We start from the raw sequence: 24525 nt of genomic DNA, 5'->3' as shown, positions 1-24525 counted from the left end.
GGAGAAACACATGGAAACCAAGCCCCTGGAGCGATTCGCCACCCGGGCCCGCCGAGAACTGCTCGCCGCCGTCGAAGCCCAGGCCTCGGCGGTGCTCGCCGCCGGTTCGGTTGCGCGGAGCGAGCGTGGCCAGACGGTCGGGCGACTCGAAAAGGAGATCGCCGACCACGGTCGCAAGCACGTGATCGACAAGGTCGCCTACACCTGGTTCAACCGGCTCATCGCACTGCGCTATATGGATGTCCGCGGCTATACGACAGCCGGGATCGTCTCCCCGGCGCACGGCCACGACCACGGCCAGCCGGAGATCCTCGCCGACGCCAAGCGGGGACACCTCGATACCGACGTGGTCACCCGCGACCGCATGGCCGATGCGATCCTCGGACTGCTCGACGGGGCCCGTCGCAGCACGGACGCCGAAGGGGAGGCCTACGCGCTGCTCTTGACCGAGTACTGCCGGTACTGGAACAAGACAATGCCGTTCATGTTCGAGCGCGAAGGCGATTACACCGAACTCCTCGTCCCGTCGGGGCTTCTCACCGACGGTGGGATTCTGTCGCGTGCGCGCGAGGTGCTCACGGAGGACGTCTGCAAGGACGTCGAGGTGATCGGATGGCTCTACCAGTTCTACATCTCCGAGCAAAAAGACGAGGTCTTCGCCGGTTTCAAGAAGAACAAAAAGGCTGGCGCCGACGAGATCCCGGCGGCAACCCAGCTCTTCACGCCACACTGGATTGTTCGCTATCTGGTCGAGAACTCGCTCGGCAGGCTGTGGATGCTCAATCGGCCGACCTCGCGCCTCGTCGACCGGATGGATTACTACCTCGCCCCGGTCGACGAAATAACCGACGTCCTCGAGGTCAACGGCCCCGAGGACCTGACGGTGATCGACCCGGCCTGCGGGTCGGGCCATATGCTCACCTATGCCTTCGACCTGCTCTACGCAATCTACGAAGAAGAGGGCTACGCCCCCTCGGAAATCCCGAGCCTGATCCTCGCCCACAACCTCCACGGCACCGAGATCGACCCCCGCGCAGGATCACTGGCAGCCTTTGCGCTCACCATGAAAGCCCGCGACAGGGACTGGCGTTTCTTCACTCGTTCGCAGGTGAAGCCCAAGATCTGCTTGATCGAACCGATTTCGTTCGGACCCGATGAACTGGACTTCCTGGTGACCGTGGACGGCAACCGGCACGCGGAGGAGGCGTTCTGGAATCAGTTCCGCGACGCCGACCGGCTCGGTGCACTGATTCAACCGGACGCCGAAGAAGCCAAGCGAGCAGCCGGCGTAGTGGAAGATTTGAAGGAGCAGGAAGGGACGCTCCTTTTCGAGATGCTGGACCAGGCACGCAAGGTCGTCACGCAGGCCGCGATCCTCAGCCGCGAGTACGCGATTGCGGTGGCAAACCCTCCCTACATGGGCAGTAAGAACATGGATGCTCGGCTTACCGAATTCGCCAAAACCGAGTTCAAAGAATCGAAGGCTGACCTCTTTGCCATGTTCATTCAGCGATGTCTGACTTTGACGGCAAAGCACGGCGCTACCGCCATGGTCACCATGCAGTCCTGGATGTTTACTTCGTCCTATGAGGCTTTGAGACAGAGGATTGTCCGCTCAAGCCCGCCAGTTTCTATGGTCCATCTCGGCGAACGAGCTTTCGATTCAATCGGCGGAGCAGTCGTGTCTACGACCGCCTTCGTGCTCGAACCCGGCCGGGAAACCACGCGCGCAGCAGATTTTGTGCGTGCGGTTGATGGACAGAATGAAGCCGAAAAAAGAGCGGCCGTGCTCAAGGCGGCGAAGAGGGCTGATTGCGAGTGGCGATTTACGAAATCCTCCGAAGATTTCGCCAAAGTACCTGGCTCACCGATCGCGTACTGGCTTCCCGATTCCATACGTGCCGCTTTTTCCAAGGGGCGGCCGTTGAAGGAAGCTGCAGAGCCGCGTCAGGGCCTCGCGACCGCTGATAACAACCGGTTTCTCCGCTCCTGGTGGGAAGTCAGTACAAATCGGACCGCCTTTGAATGCTCGAACCGCGACGAAGCCAAGGCATCTGGAAAACGTTGGTTCCCTTACAACAAAGGCGGAGAGTTCCGAAAGTGGTGGGGCAACCATGAGCATGTCGTGAACTGGGAAAATGATGGCGCCGAGATTCGCGTATTCGGAATGGAAGAAGGTGGGCGTCCACGTTCGCGCGCCCAGAACACGAGTACCTACTTCTTGCCCTCTGTTTCCTGGTCGAAAATCGGTTCTGGCGAACCTGCTTTCCGGATGTATCCGGCCGGATTCATCTATGACGTAGCCGGCACATCAATATTCACGGCCGACCCCGAGCGTCGCGCCGAGCTGGCGGCATTCACAAATTCCTCGGTGGCACTCGAAATGCTGAAGGCGATTTCTCCAACCCTCAACTTTGAGGTCGGTCAGATCGCGCAGCTTCCAGTGGTGCCGCTGCAGGGAACACGGGCGGTTGAGCTTTCCAATCACGCCGTTGAACTGAGTCGACAAGATTGGAACGAGTTCGAAACATCGTGGGATTTCGAAGTGCCTGCTATCCGGAAGGCCGCAGAGGGCTCGCTGGACGAACGTTATAGGCAAGTTTCACGCGAATGGCGGGAAGCTTCGGAGCGATTGCGTGAACTGGAGTCTGAAAACAACGCCATTATTGCGGCGGCATACGACGTATCGCAGATCGTAACTGTGGGTATTGCACTTGAACGAATTTCGCTGACGCGCAACGTCGAGTTCCGGTACGGCCCTGGCAGAACGGACGTCGAGTACGAGGCTCTGGAACGGGCGGATGTCGCAGAAGAGTTGATCTCCTACGCCGTTGGTTGCATGTTCGGCCGCTACAGTCTCGACGCGCCAGGGCTGATCCTCGCCGGCGAGGGAGGCACGCTTCAGGACTACCTCGCGAAGGTGCCGTCGCCGACCTTCGCGCCGGACGCCGACAACGTCATCCCGTTCGTCGACGATGGTTGGTTCGAGGACGACATCGTGGAGTGCTTCCGCAAGTTCTTGCGTATGGCCTTCGGTGCGGAGAACTTCGAGGAGAACCTGCGATTCGTGGAGGAATCCCTGGGCGTCAAGACGATTCGGGACTATTTCATCGCGAAGTCGAACCCAGCCGGTAAGAACGTCGCGAGGTCGAGGTTCTACGAGGATCACGTGCAACGCTACAAGAAGCGCCCGATCTATTGGATGTTCTCCTCTCCCAAGGGATCATTCAACGCGCTGATCTACATGCACCGCTACACCCCGTCGACGGTGTCGACGGTCCTGAACGAGTACCTCCGTGAATACCGAGCGAAGCTTGAGGTCGCGCTCCAGAGCGCTGAGGAAGCCTCTGCCGGTGGCGCATCGGCGAAAGCGCAGAAACAAGCTGATCGCCTGCGCGCGATTCTCGCCGAGCTGCGCGACTACGAGCATGACGTCCTCTACCCGTTGGACATCCAGAGAGCAGAGATCGACCTCGACAACGGCGTGAGGGTGAACTACCCGAAGTTCTACCCAGCTTTGAGGAAGATCACTGGTCTGGAGGCATCGGATGAGTGACTTGAAGCCCGCCGGCGGACCGAGCGTGGCGGGCACGTTCGAGCAGGGCTCTGCGCTGATCGAGACGGCCGGGTCGGCTGTCGCCCCGCCAGCGAACGCGCCGTTGGCGCTGATGAATTGGCAAATCGGCCACCTGATCGACACCAAGAGACTCCAGCAGCAGCGCGCGGAGTACGGGGTTGCGCTTCGCGAATTCGGCTCCCGCCGAGATGACGAGGACCACGAATGAGCAGGACGTCCACGATCTCCAGCCATCTCGCGGACCGCTTCGCCGGGCGACGCATCGTCGTGTGGCACGACCCCGACGGCGGCTACGCAGCTGACCTCGACAGCAACTTGCCGGGTGACGTCACCGTGCTACGCATCGAGGACAATGAGTTCGCCGTCAAGCATCGTGTGCTCCGCGAGGATACGACGACTCGGTTTCTGCTCTACCGTTCTGGACCCATTGCTGAAGGGGCGGGGAACTGGTTGCTCGACCTCGAGTTGGCCTATGGGCCCGTGTTCACGGCAGATTCTGGTGAGCTCATGCGGGCCGGCCTGGGGCTGACTCAGCCTGGTGCCAACGCGCTCATCGCCGAGCATGCCTTGTTCTTCGCGGACGCCACGTTGGTCGACAAACTGAAGGCGTTGCTCGCTCCGAGCGATGACCTCGTGACAGTGCGGGCGAAGATGTGCGCTATCGCGATCGGGCAGAAGGAGCACAGCTTCTCCGAGCTCACGCGTACCCTGCTGGTTCAGCAGGCACAGGACAGCTCGGCCGGTTTCGACGTCCTCTCCCAGTACGGGCTCGCCGACTTCCACTGGACCGGTGCAGAGCACATCTATGGGTACCGATCCGAGTCACCGACAGTGCCGGGATTCATCCTGTGGATGTTTAAACAAGCTCGCGATGGCTTCGACGTCACCTCGTCGAAGGCCGCCCGCAACCTCGCGATCGACTTCCGTAGCTTTCGGGACTCCAAACGCAGCTCGACCGCGATCAAGGTACTCGCTCGCAATGCCGAGGAGGACCTCGGCTACCAAGAGGGAGTCGCCGAAATCCCGTGGGATGCGCTCAGGGACGCCGATATCTTCGAAGCCGCTGAGCGGGAGACAATCCGCCGTCTGGTCGATGGGCTCGTCAACCAGACGATGCCACAGCGCGATGTCCTCGAAGCCATCGGCACCCGCCGTCGCGACAGCTTCTGGTTCGAGGACTACGCCACCCTCTACGAGGCATTGGCGTCCGCCGCCGAGCTTCTCCCCGCGATCCGCACCGTCCGACTGGATTTCACCAGCTTCGACCAGGGGATCACGCGGTACCGTGACGAGCTGTTCCGTATCGATCAGTGCTACCGCCAGTTCACCCACGCCTACCTGACGGCCGAGTTCAAGCAGCCGCTCGATGAGTTGGCGGAGCGGGTCGAGGCTGCCTACGTCACGAACTTCCTGGCCCCGCTCGGCATAAGCTGGCAGCAGCAGGTCGAAGCGGTCGAGCAGTGGCATACGCCCGCCGTGACCTCTCAATCCTCGTTCTACGACCAGTACGTCGCGCAACTCACCAAAGGTGGTCACAAGAAGGCCGTCGTCGTGATCTCTGACGCGATGCGTTACGAGATCGCGGAGGAGTTGACTTCGAAGATCCGGGGGGAGAACAAGTTCGAGGCCAAGATCGAGGCACTGCTGGGTGTGCTGCCGAGCTACACGCAGCTGGGCATGGCGGCGCTCTTACCGCACAAGACCCTGGCGCATTCTCCGGCTGGTGATCCGGTTCTGGTCGATGGGCTGAAGTCCGATGGTTTGGCGAGCCGCAACAAGATTCTGAACGCAGTGGGTGGCGTTGCCGTCCAAGCGAAAGACTTCGTCGAGATGAAGCCGGCCGAGCGGCGAGAACTGTATTCATCCCACCAGGTGCTCTACGTCTATCACGACACGATCGACGCCACGGGAGACAGCGCGAAATCGGAACACCGCACCTTTTCAGCAGTGGCAGAAACACTCGATCAGCTGGTCGATATCGTGAAGAAGCTCGCCAATGCGAATGCCACGAACATCTTTGTCACCGCGGATCACGGCTTCCTCTATCAGCGCTCCAAACTGGCGCGGCAGTTCAACCTCACCGTCAAACCGCAAGGTGATGAGATCATTGCAGAGAAGCGTCGTTACGTACTTGGCCGTGGCCTGAAGGAGGATGCCGGATTCCGGACATTTCGACCGGATCAGCTGGGGCTGTCCGGCGGTCTTGAGGTGCAGATTCCGAATTCGATTCACCGGATAGTCAAGCCAGGTGCCGGGTTCCAGTTCGTGCACGGGGGAGCATCGCTCCAGGAGATCGTGGTGCCGGTCGTCTCGATAAACAAGAGACGCAACAACACAGTCGAGCCAGTCAACATCGACATCCACCCTGAGTCCGACAAGATCACTACGGGTCAGATTGTTGTCAAGCTCTACCAGTCGATGAAGGTCGAACCACACCGCACCGCACGACGATTGCGTGCCGGACTGTACTTCGGGGATCAGCTGATCTCGAACGAACAAGAGATGATATTCGACTCGGCGAGCGACCAGGGGCGTGACCGATTCCAGAGCGTTCGGCTCCTACTGAGCAAAGACGCGGACGATGCGAACAACCAGAGTGTGGAATTCCGCCTGTCCGGGCCGATCGAGGGCACCGACCAGTGGAAGAAGTACAAGAGCGTGCCGTACACGATCAAACGTTCCTTCACCACGGACTTCGACTTCTAAGGGAGCGACGGTGAGCGAAAACATCGACCTGAACCAGGCCGCGCCCATCGAGGACGTTCTGGAAGCCGAGGTGCCGCAAGCAACCGATCAGCCCAGCGATCTGGATCGCAAGATCAACGAGCACTTCGCCGGCGCCGTCGTCCGCAAGGACCTGGTCAAGGCAGTCAAGGGCAATGCGATCGTGCCCTCTTACGTGTTGGAGTACCTACTCGGTCAGTACGCGGCTTCCGACGATGACGCCACGATCCGGGCAGGCATCGACAGGGTGCGAGAGATCCTTGCCCAGCATTACGTGCACCGTAACGAGTCCGAACTGGTCAAGTCGCGTATTCGCGAAAAGGGGCGCTTCCGGATCATCGATAAGGTGAGCGTCACCCTCAACGAGAGGGACGACGTCTACCAAGCATTCTTCGCCAACCTCGGAATCAGCGGAGTTCTCGTAGAACCGGGCACCGTGAACGCGAATCAGAAGCTGCTCGTCAGTGGCGTGTGGTGCCTGTGCGACATCGAATACTTCCACAGCGATGACCCCCGTGCCGTGCCATGGATTCTCGGTAGCTTGAAGCCGATCCAGATGTCGAACTTCGACTACCAGAATTACCTGGATGCGCGGGCGAAGTTCACCACGGCCGAGTGGATCGATCTGCTGATCCAGTCGATCGGCTTCGACCCGGAGAAGTTCGGCCATCGCGCAAAGCTACTCCAGCTCATCCGCCTCATCCCGTTCGTTGAGCGCAACTACAACCTTGTCGAGCTCGGCCCGAAGGGAACCGGTAAGTCGCACATCTACTCGGAGTTCTCGCCTCACGGCATGCTGATCTCCGGCGGTGAGGTCACCGTGCCCAAGCTTTTCGTCAACAACGCCAACGGCCGCCTCGGGCTCGTCGGCTACTGGGACGTGGTTGCATTCGACGAGTTCGCAGGCAAGAAGAAGCGCACTGACAAGGCACTCGTCGACATCATGAAGAACTACATGGCGAATAAGTCGTTCTCCCGTGGAGTCGAGACCCTCGGCGCAGAGGCCTCGATGGTGTTCGTGGGCAATACCTCGCACACCGTGCCGTACATGCTGAAGCACTCCGACCTTTTCGACGAGCTCCCCCAGAGCTACCACGACCCGGCCTACCTCGACCGCTTGCACTGCTACATTCCTGGCTGGGAGTTCGACACGATCCGCGGCGACATGTTCTCCACCGGGTACGGATTCGTCGTCGACTACGTCGCCGAGGTGCTCAAGTCGATGCGGGACCTCGACTATTCCGATCGCTACCAGCCGCATTTCACGCTTGGCTCAGACATCTCGACCCGCGACCGCGACGGCATCCACAAGACCTTCTCTGGCCTCATGAAGCTGCTCTACCCGCACGAGAAAGCCACCGCAGAGGAGATCGAGGAGATCCTGCGCTTGGCGGTCGAGGGGCGTAAGCGTGTGAAGGACCAGATCCTGCGTATCGACGACACCATGGCCGCGGTGAATTTCGGCTACCAGCCACTGGCCGGCGAATGGACGGCCGTCACCACGCTGGAGGAAGACGAATATCCGGGGCATTATCACCGTGAACGCCCGAGTGCTGGGGGCGTCAATGAAGATGCTGCGGATCCGGCTACGCCGACGACCGCGGCTGCTCTCGTGACGGTCAAGGACGAGTTGTACCAAGGGCACCGGGACTACGTCGAGAACCAGCGCGGAGTCTCCTACGAGACCCTTCTCATGCCGTACCTGCGTGGTGCGACGGAGATCGAGTTGCACGACCCGTATATCCGGATGAGTCACCAGGGCCGGAACCTGGTCGAGTTGCTGGCGTTGATCGCGTCGGCGAAGGACCCTGCTGACGAGGTGTTGTTCAAGCTGTTCACCCTGCTCGACGATGATCCTGAGTATCAGAAGAAGCAGTTGCAGATGCTCCACCAGATCGTTCAGGGATCCGCCCAGCAGGGGATCAAGGTGGAAGTGGCCAAGGACCCCGGCGGTCACGACCGTTGGATCCGCACAAACAATGGATGGCGCATCAACCTCGGTCGTGGTCTAGACATTTTCCAGAAGCAAGAAGGCGGCTGGTTGGACTTCGGTAGGACACGCCAGGAGTTCCGCCAGCTTCGCGCCTTCGGAGTCACGTACATCCGAGATGACGGCTGACATCATTCCTGGTTCGTAGTTTGCAGGGTTTCCGCAGATCAGCTAATGTCAACTAATTGAATGCCGATCGGAGTCAGCGTCGACTACTACGTGCGGCTCGAGCGGGGCCGCAACAGGCATGTCTCCACCGCGGTCCTGGACGCCGTGGCCCGAGCCCTGCAACTCGACGCAACCGAGCGGGACCACTTATTCGCCCTCGCGAAACCTGTTGCGCGGCAGTCGCAGCCGACAGTTCAGCAGGCCCGGCCCGGCCTTGTTCGGGTACTGGACAACATCACCACCATCCCGGCGCTGATCCTCGGCCACCGCCTCGACGTACTCGCCATGAACCGTCTGGCGCGCACCTTCTATCCCAGCTTCGGCGACGACTCGACCGGCGCCTGGAACATGGCTCGCTTCATGTTCCTCGACCCCGCGGCCCGCGACCTCTACGTGGAATGGTCCGAGACCGCGCGCGAGAACATCGGGATGCTGCACCTCTACGCCGGTCATCACCCGAACGATCCGAAACTTGCCGCCCTGATCACGGAGCTGTCCGCCGACCCGGATTTCCGCCGGTGGTGGCCGCAGCAGGACGTATTCCGGCCGACTTTCGGCGCCAAACGCTACCGCCACCCGGACCTGGGTGAGCTCACCCTGGGATTCGAGGCATTCACTCCCACGGGCGATCTCGACCAAACCCTCGGTCTGTACACCGTCGAACCCGGATCACCGTCCGACCGCACACTGCGAACGCTGTGATCCGACGGTGGTGACCGATCGGAAACGGTCTCAGTCGCGGCCGGGTTCCGTGGGCGTGTTCCATGCCTTGTGGACGAACTCCAGGCGGTTGCCGTCGACATCGCGGACGTTGGCGGCGTAGTAACCGGGTGCGAAGTAGGTTCGGTCGGATGGCTCGCCTTCGTCGATGCCGCCGGCGCTGATGGCGGCGGCATACGCTGCGTCGACCATGGCGTTGCTGTCACAGACGATGCCCAGGTACAGGCCCGTCTCACCGGATACACGCTGCCGCAACCAAATACTCGAGCCGATCCGCGCGCCCGAGATGTAGTCGGCGTCACCGATGCCGAACAGGTCCGGCACACCCGCCGGTCCGTCGGCGGCGCGGTAGTTCCCGAACGCCCTCCAGCCCACAGGGCCGAGGGCTTCGAGGTAGAAGGCCAGTGCCCGGTCGATATCGGTGACGGAGATGTAGACGTGATCGATCACTGCGCTCTCTTTTCTCGCGGAGGAGGTCGCCGGGGCGGTTCCTTCGTAGGGGGAGGGTGGGTCGTAGGTGCCCACGAATCTGTGTGGGGTTCAAGCGGTCCGGCATGGGTGGGCGATCGATCGGGTGGCGCCCACGGTGGTGCCGGGTCGAGGGAGGACACGGTCCATCCGGTGGGGTTCAGGCTGCTGCGCTCAGCGGGTCACTCGGGTGTGCCGACAGTGGCGTTGTGGCGACGACCATCCAGTCGTACAGCGGGAGTGAACGGAACGTCGAGGTCAGGACCGGCTCGTCCGGCGCAGCCCACAGGCCCAGGGTCCGCTGTTCGCCGGTTTCGGCGGGGAGTTTCCAGAGCCGGCGCAGAATGCCGCGCGCCGCGAGTTCGCCGGCGCGAACGGCCTCACCGGCCTCCCGATCCTCGATCACGGCGCTGGTGACACCTTGCGGCACGGTGATGGTCATCGTCACGAGGAATTCGGTCGAGGGCGACGCCGAGGTCCGGTTGCCTGGGTCGTTGGAATGTGCCGCCAGCGGTATCACCGCATCGGTGCGCCAGACGCGCAGCGGCATCGACGCGAGTTCGGTCTCGAGCTGGTCCGCGGTCGCGGCGGAGAACAGCCCGAGTGTCCGCCACTGTCCCGGCGTGAAGGGCGGCCGCCACAGCCGCAGGAGGTGGCCCGTAACCGCCAGTTCGTGCGCGCGGAGTGCCTCACGGGCCCGCATGTCGTCGACGGCGGCCGGGGATGTTCGGGGCGGAACGTGTGTCGTCATGTCGACGAGGAATTCCACAGCAACCCTCTCTCTCGATCGGGACACGATCAGCGGCAGCGACCCGGGCCGTGATGTCGCTCGAATATGCTCGTGCGATGTCTCTCGGCAGGTCGCCGGGATCGTCCGGCCTCGCTGTTCCCCGAATGTTCTGGAGGACGCAATGCCTTTTGTGACCGTATCGGACGGAACCGAGATCTACTACACCGACAACGGGTCGGGCCAGCCCGTCGTCATGAGCCACGGCTGGCCGCTGTGTTCCGACGCCTGGCAGCTCGAATTGAAACTGTTCGCCGACGCGGGGTATCGCACGATAGCCCACGATCGGCGTGGCCACGGCAGGTCGTCGAAGACCTACACCGGCAACGATCTGACGACGTACGCACGGGATCTGTCCGAAGTGATCGAGCACCTCGACCTGCGGGACGTCATCCTGGTCGGTCACTCCACCGGTGGCGGTGAAGTCGTCCGGTACGCGGCTCAGTTCGGGCAGGGCCGGGTCGCGAAGGTGATCACGTGCGGCGCCATCCCACCGATCATGGTCCGCTCCGACACCAACCCGGACGGCACCCCGATCGAGGTCTTCGACGGTATCCGGGCCGGTTTGCTCGCCGACCGATCCCAGTACTACAAGGACCTCGCGCTCGCGTTCTACGGTTTCAATCGCGACGGCGCCACCGTGTCCCAGGGCGCGATCGACGACTTCTGGCGGCAGAGCATGCTGGTCAACCTCGCTGCCGCGTACGACTGCGTCAAGGCATTCAGTGAAACCGATCAAACAGAGGACCTACGCGCACTCGAGGTACCGATCCTCATCGCCCACGGCGACGACGACCAGATCGTGCCCATCGCGGATGCGGCCCGCAAGTCCATCGACCTGGTCCGCAATGGCACCCTGAAGGTGTATCCGGGTGCGCCACACGGGATCTTCGGCGAATACCAGCGGCAGCTGGACGCGGACATCCTGAACTTCATCCGGCAATAACCCGCGGCAGTCGCGCGCAGATCGGCGGCCACAGTTCGCGAGCAGTCGCACCGAACTCGACGACCACACGGAATCGAAGAGGAGTATTGCTGTGGCGAAGGTCCTGTTCATTGTCAGTGGTGCCAGTTACTGGGTGGTGAAGGACGGTTCGCGGTATGCGACCGGTTACTGGGCGGAGGAGTTCGCGAACCCGTACCGGATCCTGACCGATGCTGGTCACGAGGTGGTCGTGGCGACACCAGGCGGGGTGATCCCGACGCCGGACATGATGAGTCTGCGCCCGGCGATGAACGGCGGTATCGACGGGGCGCTGCGGATGGAGTCGATCATCCGGGAGGCGGAGGCGCTGCGGCGGCCGCTGCAACTGTCGGACATACGGCTCGAGGACTACGACGCGGTGTACCTGCCGGGTGGGCACGGGCCGATGGCGGACCTGGCCTTCGATGCCGACTGCGGGCGTCTGCTGCGCCGGCAGCTGGCGTCGGGGAATCCGCTGTTCATCGTGTGCCACGCCCCAGCGTCGATCCTGTCGACCCGGATCCACGGTGAATCTCCGTTCACCGGCTACCGCATGACCTGTTTCACCGACGAGGAGGAAGAGGCCGTCGGCGTCGCGGCGATCGCGCCGTGGCTGCTGGAGACCGATCTGAAGGCGAAGATCGGGGTGCAGTTCAGCCGTGGCCCGATCTGGGAGCCGTACATGGTCGAGGACCGCAATCTGGTCACCGGCCAGAACCCGGCCTCGGCCGCCGTGCTGGGCGGCCGGATGGTCGAACTCCTCAAAGGTGCTTGACGTGAACGCGATTCGGCGGCCGGATATGTGGCTTTGGGTGCGACCGGACCGGCGCGGGACCGAGATGTCAGCCTGAGACGACACGGAGGAGCACAGCATGCCCGAGCGCGAGACTCGACGAATGACGGTCGGCGACTTTCTGATTCGCCGTCTGGCCGAGGCGGGGATCGGTCATCTGTTCGGCGTGCCCGGTGACTACAACCTCGAGTTGCTCCACCAGCTCGAGGACCACGGCACCGTGGAGTGGGTGGGCAATTGCAGCGAGTTGAACGCCTCCTATGCGGCCGACGGCTACGCGCGGTTGAACGGTATGGGCGCGCTCCTGGTCACGAACGCGGTCGGTGCGATGAGTGCGATCAACGGCATCGCCGGCTGCTATGCCGAGCATGTTCCGGTGATCTGTATCTGCGGGTCGATTCCGCTGCGGTCCATCGATCGTGGTCTGGGGATGCACCATTCGATGGCCGACGGGACCTGGGATCGCTTCCTCGGCGCTTTCGCGCAGGTCACCGCCGCACACGCCAGGCTGACGCCACGGAATGCGGCTGCCGAGATCGACCGGCTGATCGCCACGGCGTGGCGGGAGAAGCTGCCGGTCTATCTGGAGTTGCCTTCCGACATCGCCTACCTCGAGATCGAAGTTCCGGACGGCCCGTTGATTCTCGCGCAACCGTCCAGCGACCCTGAACGGTTGGCGTCGTGCGTCACCGCGATCGCGGGCCGCTTGTCCGCTGCGAAGTCGCCGGCGATTCTGGTGGATCTGGACGCGGACCGGTTCGGGGTCGCCGACCAGATCACCGCGCTCGCCACGAAGATGCGCACTCCGGTCGCGGTTCTCAATACCGCCAAGGCGGTGATCGACGAGACCTTGCCCTGCTACGTCGGTGTCTACAACGGAAAGGCAAGCGCCCAGCACACCCTCGACGCGGTGGAGAACAGCGACTGCCTGCTCTGCATCGGGTACCGGCCGATCGAGGTGACCACGGGCGATTTCACGGCCGCGTTGCCCGCCGGGGCGATCCACCTGCGGAGCTACTCGGTCGACGTCGGCGACGACAACTATCAGGCGGTGACGCTCGCGGAGGTTCTCCGCGACGTCTGCGCGGCGGTGCCGCAGGTCACCGACCGGGTCGTGACCCGGCCGGCGGCAGCGGCGCCACCTGTCGACACCGACGGCGCGGCTGACCTGACCCAGACCGCCTACTGGCGGGCCGTGCAGGACTATCTCCGGCCCGGAGATGTGTTGCTCGTCGACAACGGCACGTCGTACGCCCTGTTCGGCCTGCAACTCCCGTCCGGCTGCACGTTCGTGGGATCGGTCAATTGGGGCTCGATCGGCTATTCGGTCGCCGCCCTGCTCGGCACGCTGACCGCGGCACCGGACCGGCGCCACCTGCTGTTCGTCGGTGACGGTTCGTTCCAGCAGACGGCGCAGGAGTTGTCGACGGTCCTGCGGCACGACCACAAGCCGGTGATCTTCCTGATCAACAACGGGGGATACACCATCGAGCGTGGGTACCTCGGAAAGACCGAGTCCTACAACGATATTGCGACCTGGGCGTACGCGGAGCTGCCGAAGATGCTCCGACCCGACACCGCGGCCCGGTCGTTCGTCGTCCGGACGGTGGCGGACCTGCGCGACGCCATGTCGGTGTCCAACGACACGTTGATCTTCGTGGAATCGATCATGGATCGCTTCGATTCCCCCGCCGCGATTGCGGCCAGCAGCAACCGGGGAGCCGAACTCGACTACGGCCCGCGTGGTCCCCAACACGAAGAAGGCGCCCAACTCAGGCCCGCCTGATCCGGGCCGGCCGGTGCCCAGGGGTCGACCGGAACATGGTCGAGGGCATGGCCGTCGGCGTTCAGCAGCCGTCCCCACGATTTGAACGCCCGCAGGACGAGCCGCTGATCGGCCACGACGACCTCCGGCGGCAATCGTTCCAGAATCCCCGCGACGTCGCGGATCCGGTGCACCTGCCCCATCACCATGAGATTCGCGGTGCCGGTCGTAGACAGGCAGATCCGGGTCTGCGGCCACGATCCGATCTCCGCGCCCAGATCGTCGAGCCGATCAAGGGGGACTGACAGCCAGAGCACATATTCGACCGGCCAGCCACCTTCGCTGCGCGCGAAATCGGTTCGGAAGGACAGCATTCCGCGATCGACGAGGGTTTCCACGCGGCGCCGGACCAGCGTCTCGGACGTACCGACCGTCCGGGCCAGATCTCGGTAGCGGGCTCGGCCGTCGCGTTGCAGTGCCACGAACAACATCCGGTCCGCCTGATCGAAGACGCGGTTGCGCTCGGAGCGGATCTGCTTCCGGCCTGCCCGGCCGGACACCGATCGTTTCTGGTCGGCGTCCATGGCGCCCAGCTGCCACTGCACTGCGCTGTACCAGACCGAGCCGACAAGGGATCGGGCCGAGGCGATTCCGGGTATCCGGGGTAGTGCGTCGAGCAGCAGCGTGGTCAGAGCAGGCATGTCTCCGGCGAACACGAGGGTGTGCAGGTCGAAGGCGCCGTCGGTGGCATACACGCTGACGACCTGCGGGACCGCGCTCAGGGCATGCGCGACCTCGGTGACGCGGCCGGGCTGGGCCCGCACCTGATACACGGCGCCGACCAACGCCAGCTGCGGGCCCGGCACGGACGACACCCAGGCCCGGCCGGAATCGCTGAGCCGCTGCCACCGACGTGCCGCGGTAACCGCCGAGATACCCAGCGCCGGGCCGAGCCGTTCGAAACTGGCCCGGGGATTCGCGTGCAGCGCATCCAGCAGCATCACATCGACCTCGTCGACGCTGTCGCCGCGCCCCTGGGCCATGCGCACTCCGTCCCGATCCCGGCCGCGTACGGCTGGTGATTACCTACATTGAACCGGCAGATTCGCCTGTATCTGACTATATACGGCAGAAAGTAGTCTCTTTCCTTCAATATCGGGCTCTCGATCGGGCGTGGCGTTCACTGAGCTCATGAGCGAACAGACAACCGCCCCGGGCGTCACTTTCCCGCTGGCGCGCTGGATCGAGCAGCTGACGCTCGACGCCGTCCCCGACCGGGTCCGGACGCGGGCCAAGCATCTGCTGCTCGACGGTGTGGCCTGTGGCCTTGTGGGTGCCCAGCTGCCGTGGTCGCGGGTCGCGACCGCTGCCGTTCTGGGTCTCGAGGGCAGCGGGGATGCGGTGGTGATCGGCACCGGCACCACCACCAGCGGCCCGGCCGCCGTGCTGCTCAACAGCACGTTCATCCAGGGATTCGAGCTCGACGACTTCCATCCGTTGGCGCCACTGCACAGCAATTCGCTGATCGTGCCGACGATCCTGGCGACCGCCCAGTCCCTCGGCGGCGTCACCGGTGCCGCGGCGCTGACCGCCGCGATCGCGGGCTTCGAGGTCGGGCCCCGGGTGGGGCTGGCGCTGCACGGGGCGCAGATGCTCGACCGCGGCTGGCACAGCGGTCCGGTCTTCGGAACCCACACGGCGGCAACGGTGGCCGGGAAGCTGCGCGGACTCGACGTTCCGCGACTCGAGGATGCGCTGGGCATGGCAGGCACGCAGTCGGCCGGACTGATGGCAGCCCAGTACGAGGCGATGTCCAAGCGCATGCAGCACGGATTCGCCGCGCGCAACGGCTATTACGCGGCCGGACTGGCCGCCGCCGGCTACACCGGCATCAAGGAGGTGTTCGACCGGCCCTACGGCGGCTACCTCGCGGTGTTCGGCGAGGGCCACGATCCCGACCCCGCGCAGGTGATCGCCGGACTCGGCCAGGGCTGGCACACCGAGCTCATCATGGTGAAATCCTATGCCGCGCAAGGAGGTTTGCACGGAACCGTGCAGGCTGCCCTCGAATTGCGCGCCGAGCACGCCATCGATCCGGCCACCGTCTCCCGCATCGAGATCCGGGTCGGCAACACGGTCTACCACCACGGCTGGTGGGAGCCGCAGCGTCCGCTGACCTCGGTCGGCGCGCAGATGAACCTCGGCTACGCGGCAGCGGTCGCGCTGCTGGACGGACAGGTGCTGCCGCCGCAGTTCACGCAGTCCCGGCTCGATGCCGACGACGTCTGGAAGCTGCTCGGCACGGTCGACGTCGAGCTGGACGAATCCATCGAGACCGGCCCGGTACAGGACAGGTTCGCCACCGATCTCACCATCCGCCTCGGCGACGGCACGGTGCTGCACAAGCGGATCACGCAGCCGCACGGCGGGCCTTCGGACCCGGTCATAGACGACGAGATCGTCGCCAAATACCGCTCGCTGGTCGGCCCGTTGCTGCCGGCGGCCCGCCTCGACGCGATTGCGGACGCCGTCCTGCGGCTCGACGAACTCACCGATGTCCGCGAGCTCGCGGACCTGCTCGCCGCGCCGGTGGCCGGCGCCCTGGACGGAAAGGACGCGCAGTGAGTGTTACGCACGCGGCTCGGCGAAAGTTGCGGCGCAGCTTGGCATCCGGCGAGCTGGTGGTCGCACCGGGTGTATTCGACGGATTATCGGCGTCGCTGGTCCGCCGGGTCGGATTCGACGCCGCGTATATGACCGGTGCCGGAGTGGCGGCGTCCGGATTCGGGCTGCCCGACATCGGACTGGTCACCCAGACCGAGATGACCGAACGCGCCCGCGTGCTCACCGGAGTCCTCGGCGACCTCCCGTTGATCGCCGACGCCGACACCGGATACGGCGCGCCACTCAACGTGATTCGCACCGTGCGCGAGTACGAGGCCGCGGGTGTGGCGGCGATCCAGTTGGAGGATCAGGCATTTCCGAAGAAGTGCGGCCACCTACCGGACAAGGAACTGGTCAGCACAGCCGAATTCGTAGTGAAGCTCCGCGCCGCGCTCGGGGCGCGCACCGATCCGGACCTGGTCGTGATCGCGCGCACCGACGCCCGAGCACCGCTGGGACTCGACGCCGCGATCGAACGGGCGAACACCTACGCCGACGCCGGTGCCGACGTCCTGTTCATCGAGGCGCCCCAGTCGATCGACGAGATCGAACGGATCGCCACGGAGGTACCGGGCCCCAAGCTGATCAATCTCGTCACCGGCGGTCTCACCCCGATCGAATCCACCCGCCGGATCGCCGATCTCGGCTACGCGATCGCCATCCAGCCGTCCCTGCCCCTCGGGGCCGCCGCCTACGCGATGCTGACCGGTCTCGCCGAGCTCGCCGGCCGCGACCCCGCACCCCTGCTGCCGACGAAACCGGCCGAATTCTTCGACCTCGTCGGCCTGGCCGAGTGGTCCGAGCTCGGCGACCGCCACCGCATCGAAGGAGTCTGACCCGCCATGGGAATGACCATGATCGAGAACCTGCTCGCCCGCAAGGCCGGGCTCGCCCGAGTCCGGCCGGGTGACCTCGTCACCGTCGAGGTCGACATGTGCGTCATGATCGACCTCCAATTCGCGACCCTGTGGATCCCGCCGGCCCGGATCCACGACCCCGACAAGGTCGCGGTCGTCCTGGACCACGCCGTCCCCGCGCCGACGCTCAAGGACGCGGAGGGCGGGCCCAAGGCGCGAAAGTTCGTCGCCGACTTCGGGATCGAGAAGTTCTTCGATGTCGGGCGGCACGGGATCTGCCACCAGGTCATCGCCGAGAACGGGCTGGCTCGCCCCGGAGAAGTCCTGGCCTGCACCGACTCGCACACCTGCGCCGGCGGCGCCTACAACACCGCCGCCCGGGGGCTGGGCCCGGCGGAGGTGTACTCCATCCTGTGCACCGGCTCGACCTGGTTCCAGGTCGCACCGACCCTGCGGTACGAGCTGGTCGGTTCGCTGCCGCCGGACGTCAGCGGCAAAGACATATTCCTCTATCTCGCTGACACTTACGGTGACGCGACGAACCGGAATCTCGAATTCGGCGGACCGGGCTTGGCCAGTGTGCCGCTCAACGACCGCCGGACCACCGCGACCCAGGCCGCTGAGATCTCCGCCGATTTCGCCACCTTCGGTGTCGACGACCGGCTGCGAGAGTTCTTCGCGGAGCAGGGCATCACCGATTTCGTGCCCGCCGACGCGGATCCCGATGCCGAGTACGCCGCCGTGCGCACCGTCGACCTGTCCGCCCTCGAACCGTATGTGGCGCGGCCGGGCACCGTGGCGCACAACGGAATCCCGGTGTCCCGCATCGAACATCGCAGCATCGACCAGGCGTTCATCGGCTCCTGCGCCAACGGGCAGCTCGAGGACCTGCGCATCGCCGCGCGGATCCTGCGCGGCCGGACCGTCGCTCCCGGCGTGCGCCTGCTGGTCACTCCCGCCTCGCAGCAGATCTACCGCGATGCGATGCGGCTGGGCTACCTGCAGGACCTCGCCGACGCGGGAGCGGTCGTCACCAACTCCACCTGCGGTGCGTGTTTCGGCTACCACATGGGCGTGGTGGGCGCCGGCGAAGTCTGCCTCACCTCGAGCACCCGCAACTTCACCGGCCGGATGGGCAGCACGGAGGCCGAGATCTACATGGCATCCCCGGCCACCGTCGCGGCCTCGGCCGTGACGGGCTACATCACCGACCCTCGGAGTGTCACCCCATGAGCACCACCACGACTATCGGCGGCAAGGTCTGGGTCTTCGGCGACTCGATCGACACCGACGCCATGTATCCGGCGTTCGCCATGAAACTCGACCTTCCCGAGGCCGCCCGGCACATCTTCTATCAGCTCCGGCCAGGCTGGACCGACCAGGTCGGCCCCGGCGATATCGTGGTGGCCGGCAAGAACTTCGGCGTCGGCTCCTCCCGCCCGGTCGCCGCGCTGTTCCGGCACCTGGGCATCGCCGCACTGATCGCCGAGGAATTCAATTCGCTGTTCTTCCGCAACGCGATCAACGCGGGGCTGCCCGCGCTCACGGTGCCCGACGCGACCCGATTCTTTCGCGACGGGGACCGGGCTGTCGTCGACATCACCACCGGCGCCTACCGCAACGAAACCACCGGCGCTGCAGCGCGAACCACTCCGCTGCCGCCACTGATCCGCGAAATCCTCGCCAGCGGAGGCGTACTCGCCCGGCTGGCCGAAAACGGTTACCTCCCTGCGGAACTTCTCGACGCGCTGCGTTCGGGTGCCGTCGGCGCCGGCGGATCAGCGGCGTGACGAGTTCCGCGACCCGAGACCAACGGAGACCCTGTGGCTGTACATCTACTCGCGCGGCTGCTGCGCCCGGTCCGAGCCGGAATCGGGCGGACAGCCTGGCACCACTCGGCGGCCGCCGCCCCCGAGACGATCACAGTGACCAGCAGTGCCTTCCGCGACGGCGGGCCGATTCCCCAACGGCACGCGGGAGCCGGTGTGGGAGAAGACATCTCACCGCAGATTGCGTGGTCCGGAGTCCCGGCGGCCGCGGTGGAACTGGTGCTGATCGTCGAAGACCCCGACGTGCCCTTGCCACGCCCCATCGTGCACGCCCTCGTCACCGGAATCGACCCTGCGGTAGGCGAACTCGGTGAGAACGCGATCAATCGCCCCGGAGCCGAGCTCGCTTCCGGGCAGATCGGCATCGGATCGTTCCACCGCCGTGGATACGCCGGGCCACGCCCGATCCCCGGCCACGGCCCGCACCGGTACGTGTTCCAGATCTTTGCCCTGGACGCAGCCAGCGGCCTGGACACCGACGCCACCCTCGCTCGAACCCTGACTGCGATCGACGGCCACGTCCTCGCTCGCGGAAGGCTGACCGGTACCTATCGGCGGGATTGAGATCTTCGGTACCACTGTTCCCCGCGGGTCACGGCAGAGGAGAAATCCGGCCCGTGAAGGCCGCATCTAACTTTAGATGGATATAGTAAGGTGCCTCGTGACAGCGACATACCGACAGAAAGGCCGATGCAGTGACGCACAGTGCGACACAGTCGAATCCGATCCTCGTCACCGGCGCGACCGGCCGTCATGGCAACACCGGCGAGCATGTGGTCAGACGCCTTCGGGATGAAGGGCACCGGGTGCGGGTGCTGGCCCGGGAAATCAGTGACCGCACCGAGCTGCTCGAGTCCCTCGGTGCGGAAGTGGTGGTGGGCGACCTGCATCAGCGCAGAACCCTCGCCGCAGCCCTCACCGACGTCGATCTGGCGTACTTCACCTACCCGGTGGCTCCGGGAGTCGTACCGGCCGCAGCCAACTTCGCCGCCGCGGTACGCGAGGCCGACAGGCAACCCCGGGTCGTGGTGATGTCCATGGGCCCAGCACATCCCGACCATCCCAGTGAACTGGGGCGAAACCAGTGGCTGGCCGAGCAGGTGCTGCAGTGGGCCGGGCTGGACGTGCTCATCTTGCGGGTGGTCGCCCTGTTCCACGAGAACCTGGAGGTGCTGCACGCTCGGTCGGTCCACGACGAGGGCGTGATACGGAATTCGTTCGGTGACAGTGCGATCGGCTGGATCAGTGGTCGAGATGCTGCCGAACTCGCCGTTGCGGCGATGCTGCACCCGCAACGATTCGACGGCCCTGTGGTGTTTCCGCCCGGCCCGGAGTCGTTCACCCATGCGCAGATCGCCGAACTGCTCGGCGACGTGCTGGGGCGGCCGGTGCGTTTCGAAGCGGTCTCGGCCGATCGATGGCGCCGCGAACTCGAGGGCCTCGGCGACGGTGTGATCAACCACGGTATGGCCCAGCACATCTCGTCGGTCGGAGAGGTCATCGCCCGCAGTGGGCAATCCATCCCGGCGGACCCGCAGAAGATCCGCGATTTGATCAAGCGTGAGCCCATTTCGTTGCGGGAGTTCCTGACCGCGCGCACTGCGGCATTCCGGGCCGTCTCCCCGTAGTCACGGGATACCCGTGACCGACCCGGCACCCGGATCGGCGGGCTTTCGTAGCAGATGACGAACAGGCAACAGGAGATTCGTGTGAACCACAGTGCAGCACTGAGCGCTGAAACCGGTGTCCGACTGCGTAGTTATGCGTGGGACGATCCGACGATCGCCGCGAACGCCGCGGCAACCATGTCCGGCCTGGAGTTTCTTAGGTCCGTCGCGGAAGGCGCCGTTCCGCCGCCGCCGCTGATGAAGACACTCGACGTGCGCCTGGAGTCGGTCGAGGCGGGCACAGTGGTATTCGGCTTCACACCCGCCGAATACCACTACAACCCGATCGGTTCGGTCCACGGAGGCGTGTCGTCGTCCCTGTTGGACTCGGCCGCCGGATGCGCAGTGCACAGCCGGCTCCCGCTGGGCACGGCCTACACCAGCATCGACCTGTCGGTCCGGTTTCTCGCCCCGATCCGCGTCGACACTGGCCCCGTGCAGTGCACGGGCACCGTTCGGCACCTGGGAAGCCGGGTCGCGTTGGCCGAAGCGGCTCTCACCAGTCGAAGCGGCAAGCTCCTCGCGACCGCGACCAGCAGCTGCCTGCTGTTCGCCGTACCCGGGAACCGCGAGCGAGCCGAGCGCGGCTGAGGCGATCCGGGCGGATCGCCGCTCTCGACAGCCGGTACAGCACCGCGGCGTTCGTTTGCGTCGCGGTTCGTGGCGTCGGTAATTAAGCTCATGAACTCGGCGTTTGCATTGCGTGTGATGAATAGCTGAAATCAGCCGATGGTGCTGGTGGTCCGATGTGGGGTGTTCAGTGCTGTTCGGTCGCAGTACCGAGATCGAGATGATCCGCTCGTTCATGACCGGCGCCCGGGGTGCCGATCGAGTGCTGGTTTTCGGTGGCGACCCGGGCGTGGGGAAGTCCGCGCTGCTCGACGTCGGCGCCGACCTCGCAACCCACGCGGGTCGGCGAGTGCTGCGGGCGGCGGGCGTGCAATTCGAGGCCGATCTGCAATTCGGCACCCTGAATCAATTGCTGCACAACGTGATCGAGCTGATCGGTGAACTGGGTGGCGAGCACCGCCGGGCGCTGGATGTCGTCCTGGGCGCGGAGTCCGGGCCGGCGCCGGCGCCGCTGATCGTCGGTGGCGCCACAGTGGCACTACTGCGGAGGGCAGCCCTGGACGCCGGTGCGGGTCTGGCACTGGTGGTCGACGACGCGCAGTGGATCGACCAGGCCAGCCGAATGGCGTTGCGGTACACGATGCGGCGGCTGGGCGATGCCGATATCCGGGGGCTGACGGCAGCGCGACTGGTGTCCGGCAACGGATTCGCCGATGACGGCTATCGGATACACGACCTGGCGCCGCTCGACGAAGACAGTTCCGACGAGCTGCTCGCCGCGGTCTACCCCGCGTTGCCGGTCACCGCCCGCCGGCGCCTGTGCGCGGACGCACGAGGTAATCCACTGGCCCTGCTCGAGCTTCCCGCCGCGCTCGACATCCACCGGGCCCCGGCCCGCGTACCGGAGTTCCCGCCGTTGACGCGAAGGTTGCAGTCGTTGTTCGGCAGCCGCGTGCAGACACTGCCCGAACGCACCAGACACGCTCTGCTGCTCGTGGTTCTGGCCGGCGATGCGAGCGGGCGGATCGCGCTCGAGGACTATCTGCCGACCCCGGAGGGACGGGCCGACCTGGCAGCGGCCGAACGGGCCCGAGTCCTGGTCCGGAACCCACGCACCCAGCGGCTCGAATTCCGGCACCCGTTGATCCGGTCGGCGGTGGTGGAGCTCTCGACCGGCGAGGAACGGCTGGCCGCGCATCGCCGGCTCGCCGACACCTTCACGCAGTGGCCGCAACGTCGCGCATGGCATCTCGGCCAAGCAGCGGACACTCCGGACGAGGAAGTGGCGAGCCTGCTGGAAGCGGTGTCGCTGCAAATGTTCCGGGACGGCTCCGACCACAGTCGGGTCGTCGCGTCGATGTTGCGCGCGGCCGAACTCAGCCCAGCGGCCACCGACCGGGCTCGGCGCTCCGTCCGCGCCGCTCATCTCGGCCAGGCGATTACCGGCGAACTCGAACAGACGATGCGCCTGCTGCGCAACAATTCCGGGATCGCCACGCAGGGCAAGTCATTGATGGCGGCACTGACCGCGTGCTATCACCTGCTGAGCAACGCCGGCGACGGCGTGGTGGGCGTACGGTTGCTGCTGGCCGCGTTCGGCCAACTCGGCGAAACCGTCGGTGCGGACCTGGAACTGGATGTGTCCGAAGCGATGTACCAGCTCCTGTTCACCGCCCACTACTGCCGCCGCGACGATCTGTGGTCCGAGGCCGAAGCCGTGCTGGGCCGACTGGCGGAACATCAGTCCGGCTTGTTCGCGCTGAATCGGACCTGTCTGGCGTCGGTGCTGCCTTTCGATCAGCAGGTGTTCGACGAGCTCGACCGGGCAGAGGGCGAGTTGCGCTGGACCAGCGATCCCAATCGCATCACCCGTGTCGCGATCGCTGGGGTGTGTCTGGACCGGGTCGACGGCGTCGGCGAACCGCTGCGGCGGGTGATCGCGGACTGCCAGGCGGACGGCGCGATCACTCGTGTCATCGACGCCCAGTGTCTGTTGGCGTTGCATACCTTCGTCGGCAGCCAGTGGGACGAGGCGAGCGAGGTCGCCGACGAAGCCCTGCGGCTGTGTGCCGAATACGGGTATGTGCTCAACGGTTTGCTGGCGGGATTCGTTCGTGGCCTGGTCGCGGCGGGCCGCGGTGAGTACGAGCTGGTCGACCGGTTCGCTGAGCAGCTGCAGTTCTCGGCGAGCCGGAATCTGGGAACGCATGCCGTCTACGCCGCACATCTGCGCTGCCTGGCCGCGCTCGGCGCGAGCGCTTTCGACGACGCCTACCGCCACGCTGCCACGGTGGCACCGCCCGGCGAGTTCCGGCCGTACAACCCGCACGCGGTGTGGCTGGTCCTCGATCTCACTGAGGCCGCAGCACGCGGTGGTCGGCTCGCTGACGCGGCGGCGCACGCGACGGCTGCCTATACATCCGGACTGCCGAATATCTCGAGCCGGCAGCGCATGCTGTGCGCGGCAGCCCTGGCGGTGGCCACTCCGCCCGAGGCGCGCGCCCTGTTCGAGGAGGCCCTCGCGGTGCCCGACACCGAGCGCTGGGTTTTCGATCGGGCCCGTGTCGAACTGCTCTACGGCGAATACCTGCGCCGGGAACGGGCCACCACCGCGGCCCGAACTCACCTGTCTGCCGCGCTGGCAGGGTTCACGGCACTGCGCGCCGCACCGTGGATCGCCCGCGTCGAGACCGAGTTGCGCGCGACCGGAGACGGCCGAAAGGCGCCGCGGACAACACCGTTGACTCCCCGCGAACAGACGATCGCCGAGCTCGCCGCCACCGGTCTGACCAACAGCCAGATCGGCGCGCAACTGTTCCTGTCCGAGCGAACGGTGTCGACACACCTGCATCACGTGTTCGGCAAGCTCGGTGTCGGCCGCCGCAGCGCCCTGCGAGATGCCCTGCGGCAGCGAACCGACCCCACCACGCGATGAGGCGGTGAAATACGTAGGTCACCTACGTCGAATGACGGGTTCGACCT

19 protein-coding genes are annotated in these 24525 nt (G+C 65.0%); 16 read left to right on the top strand and 3 right to left on the bottom strand.

Annotated elements, in window-relative coordinates:
* The first annotated feature begins 10 nt into the window (after positions 1 to 10).
* Genes pglX through EBN03_RS27800 form a run of 5 tightly spaced genes read left to right on the top strand, consistent with a single transcriptional unit; the run spans position 11 to position 9161 of the window.
* Entirely contained in the window at positions 11 to 3556 is a 3546-nt protein-coding gene (gene pglX, locus EBN03_RS27820) for a BREX-1 system adenine-specific DNA-methyltransferase PglX (protein ID WP_122191116.1), read from the top strand.
* Entirely contained in the window at positions 3549 to 3785 is a 237-nt protein-coding gene (locus EBN03_RS27815; protein ID WP_147471724.1) for a DUF1016 N-terminal domain-containing protein, read from the top strand. The genes pglX and EBN03_RS27815 overlap by 8 nt, the downstream gene beginning before the upstream one ends.
* Positions 3782 to 6283, top strand: a complete 2502-nt coding sequence (gene pglZ, locus EBN03_RS35280) for a BREX-1 system phosphatase PglZ type A (protein ID WP_122191114.1) — start codon at positions 3782 to 3784, stop codon at positions 6281 to 6283. The genes EBN03_RS27815 and pglZ overlap by 4 nt, the downstream gene beginning before the upstream one ends.
* A 10-nt stretch (positions 6284 to 6293) precedes the next feature.
* Entirely contained in the window at positions 6294 to 8420 is a 2127-nt protein-coding gene (brxL, locus tag EBN03_RS27805; RefSeq protein ID WP_233608689.1) for a BREX system Lon protease-like protein BrxL, read from the top strand.
* A 60-nt stretch (positions 8421 to 8480) separates the two neighbouring features.
* Positions 8481 to 9161 (top strand): helix-turn-helix transcriptional regulator, encoded by a 681-nt coding sequence (locus tag EBN03_RS27800; RefSeq protein WP_122191113.1) that lies wholly within the window; start codon positions 8481 to 8483, stop codon positions 9159 to 9161.
* Positions 9162 to 9191: 30 nt separating this feature from the next.
* Here EBN03_RS27800 and EBN03_RS27795 read toward each other — a convergent pair whose 3' ends face one another.
* Both EBN03_RS27795 and EBN03_RS27790 read right to left on the bottom strand, forming a co-directional pair.
* Complete coding sequence (locus tag EBN03_RS27795) at positions 9192 to 9629, bottom strand: VOC family protein (RefSeq protein ID WP_122191112.1); 438 nt, start codon at positions 9627 to 9629, stop codon at positions 9192 to 9194.
* Positions 9630 to 9807: 178 nt separating this feature from the next.
* The gene (locus tag EBN03_RS27790) at positions 9808 to 10416 is read right to left on the bottom strand and encodes a muconolactone Delta-isomerase family protein (RefSeq protein ID WP_122191111.1); all 609 of its coding nucleotides are present in this window, start codon (positions 10414 to 10416) and stop codon (positions 9808 to 9810) included.
* 142 nt (positions 10417 to 10558) lie between these two features.
* Here EBN03_RS27790 and EBN03_RS27785 point away from each other — a divergent pair, with 142 nt between their 5' ends.
* The 3 genes from EBN03_RS27785 to EBN03_RS27775 all read left to right on the top strand — a co-directional run bounded on the left by EBN03_RS27785 (position 10559) and on the right by EBN03_RS27775 (position 13977).
* Positions 10559 to 11380 (top strand): alpha/beta fold hydrolase, encoded by an 822-nt coding sequence (locus tag EBN03_RS27785; RefSeq protein WP_122191110.1) that lies wholly within the window; start codon positions 10559 to 10561, stop codon positions 11378 to 11380.
* Positions 11381 to 11471: 91 nt separating this feature from the next.
* Complete coding sequence (locus tag EBN03_RS27780) at positions 11472 to 12173, top strand: type 1 glutamine amidotransferase domain-containing protein (protein ID WP_122191109.1); 702 nt, start codon at positions 11472 to 11474, stop codon at positions 12171 to 12173.
* Between the two features lie 97 nt (positions 12174 to 12270).
* Entirely contained in the window at positions 12271 to 13977 is a 1707-nt protein-coding gene (locus EBN03_RS27775) for an alpha-keto acid decarboxylase family protein (RefSeq protein ID WP_122191108.1), read from the top strand.
* Here EBN03_RS27775 and EBN03_RS27770 read toward each other — a convergent pair.
* Positions 13923 to 14999: an Lrp/AsnC family transcriptional regulator gene (locus EBN03_RS27770; RefSeq protein WP_122191107.1), complete on the bottom strand. Its 1077-nt coding sequence runs from the start codon at positions 14997 to 14999 to the stop codon at positions 13923 to 13925. The two genes, EBN03_RS27775 and EBN03_RS27770, sit on opposite strands and share 55 nt — an antisense overlap.
* A 148-nt stretch (positions 15000 to 15147) precedes the next feature.
* Here EBN03_RS27770 and EBN03_RS27765 point away from each other — a divergent pair, with 148 nt between their 5' ends.
* From EBN03_RS27765 to EBN03_RS27730, 8 genes are all read left to right on the top strand, one after another.
* Positions 15148 to 16581: an MmgE/PrpD family protein gene (locus EBN03_RS27765; RefSeq protein ID WP_122191106.1), complete on the top strand. Its 1434-nt coding sequence runs from the start codon at positions 15148 to 15150 to the stop codon at positions 16579 to 16581.
* Positions 16578 to 17456 (top strand): isocitrate lyase/PEP mutase family protein, encoded by an 879-nt coding sequence (locus tag EBN03_RS27760; protein WP_122191105.1) that lies wholly within the window; start codon positions 16578 to 16580, stop codon positions 17454 to 17456. Before EBN03_RS27765 ends, EBN03_RS27760 begins: the two co-directional genes overlap by 4 nt.
* A gap of 6 nt (positions 17457 to 17462) precedes the next feature.
* On the top strand, positions 17463 to 18710 hold the full coding sequence (locus tag EBN03_RS27755; protein ID WP_122191104.1) for a 3-isopropylmalate dehydratase large subunit: 1248 nt from the start codon (positions 17463 to 17465) through the stop codon (positions 18708 to 18710).
* Positions 18707 to 19267 (top strand): LeuD/DmdB family oxidoreductase small subunit, encoded by a 561-nt coding sequence (locus EBN03_RS27750; RefSeq protein ID WP_122191103.1) that lies wholly within the window; start codon positions 18707 to 18709, stop codon positions 19265 to 19267. The genes EBN03_RS27755 and EBN03_RS27750 overlap by 4 nt, the downstream gene beginning before the upstream one ends.
* Before the next feature lie 33 nt (positions 19268 to 19300).
* Positions 19301 to 19870: a YbhB/YbcL family Raf kinase inhibitor-like protein gene (locus EBN03_RS27745; protein ID WP_122191102.1), complete on the top strand. Its 570-nt coding sequence runs from the start codon at positions 19301 to 19303 to the stop codon at positions 19868 to 19870.
* A 131-nt stretch (positions 19871 to 20001) separates the two neighbouring features.
* The gene (locus tag EBN03_RS27740) at positions 20002 to 20934 is read left to right on the top strand and encodes an NmrA family NAD(P)-binding protein (RefSeq protein ID WP_122191101.1); all 933 of its coding nucleotides are present in this window, start codon (positions 20002 to 20004) and stop codon (positions 20932 to 20934) included.
* An 81-nt stretch (positions 20935 to 21015) separates the two neighbouring features.
* A complete protein-coding gene (locus EBN03_RS27735) occupies positions 21016 to 21564 on the top strand; it encodes a PaaI family thioesterase (protein ID WP_199742989.1) in 549 nt (182 codons plus the stop codon).
* 157 nt (positions 21565 to 21721) lie between these two features.
* Positions 21722 to 24478 carry a LuxR C-terminal-related transcriptional regulator gene (locus EBN03_RS27730; RefSeq protein WP_158675753.1) on the top strand — a complete coding sequence of 919 codons (2757 nt, stop codon included), beginning with the start codon at positions 21722 to 21724 and terminating at the stop codon, positions 24476 to 24478.
* Positions 24479 to 24525: the final 47 nt, after the last annotated feature.

The organism is Nocardia stercoris, assembly GCF_003696265.1.
Classification (GTDB): domain Bacteria; phylum Actinomycetota; class Actinomycetes; order Mycobacteriales; family Mycobacteriaceae; genus Nocardia; species Nocardia stercoris.
This window is presented reverse-complemented; position numbering and strand designations above follow the sequence as displayed.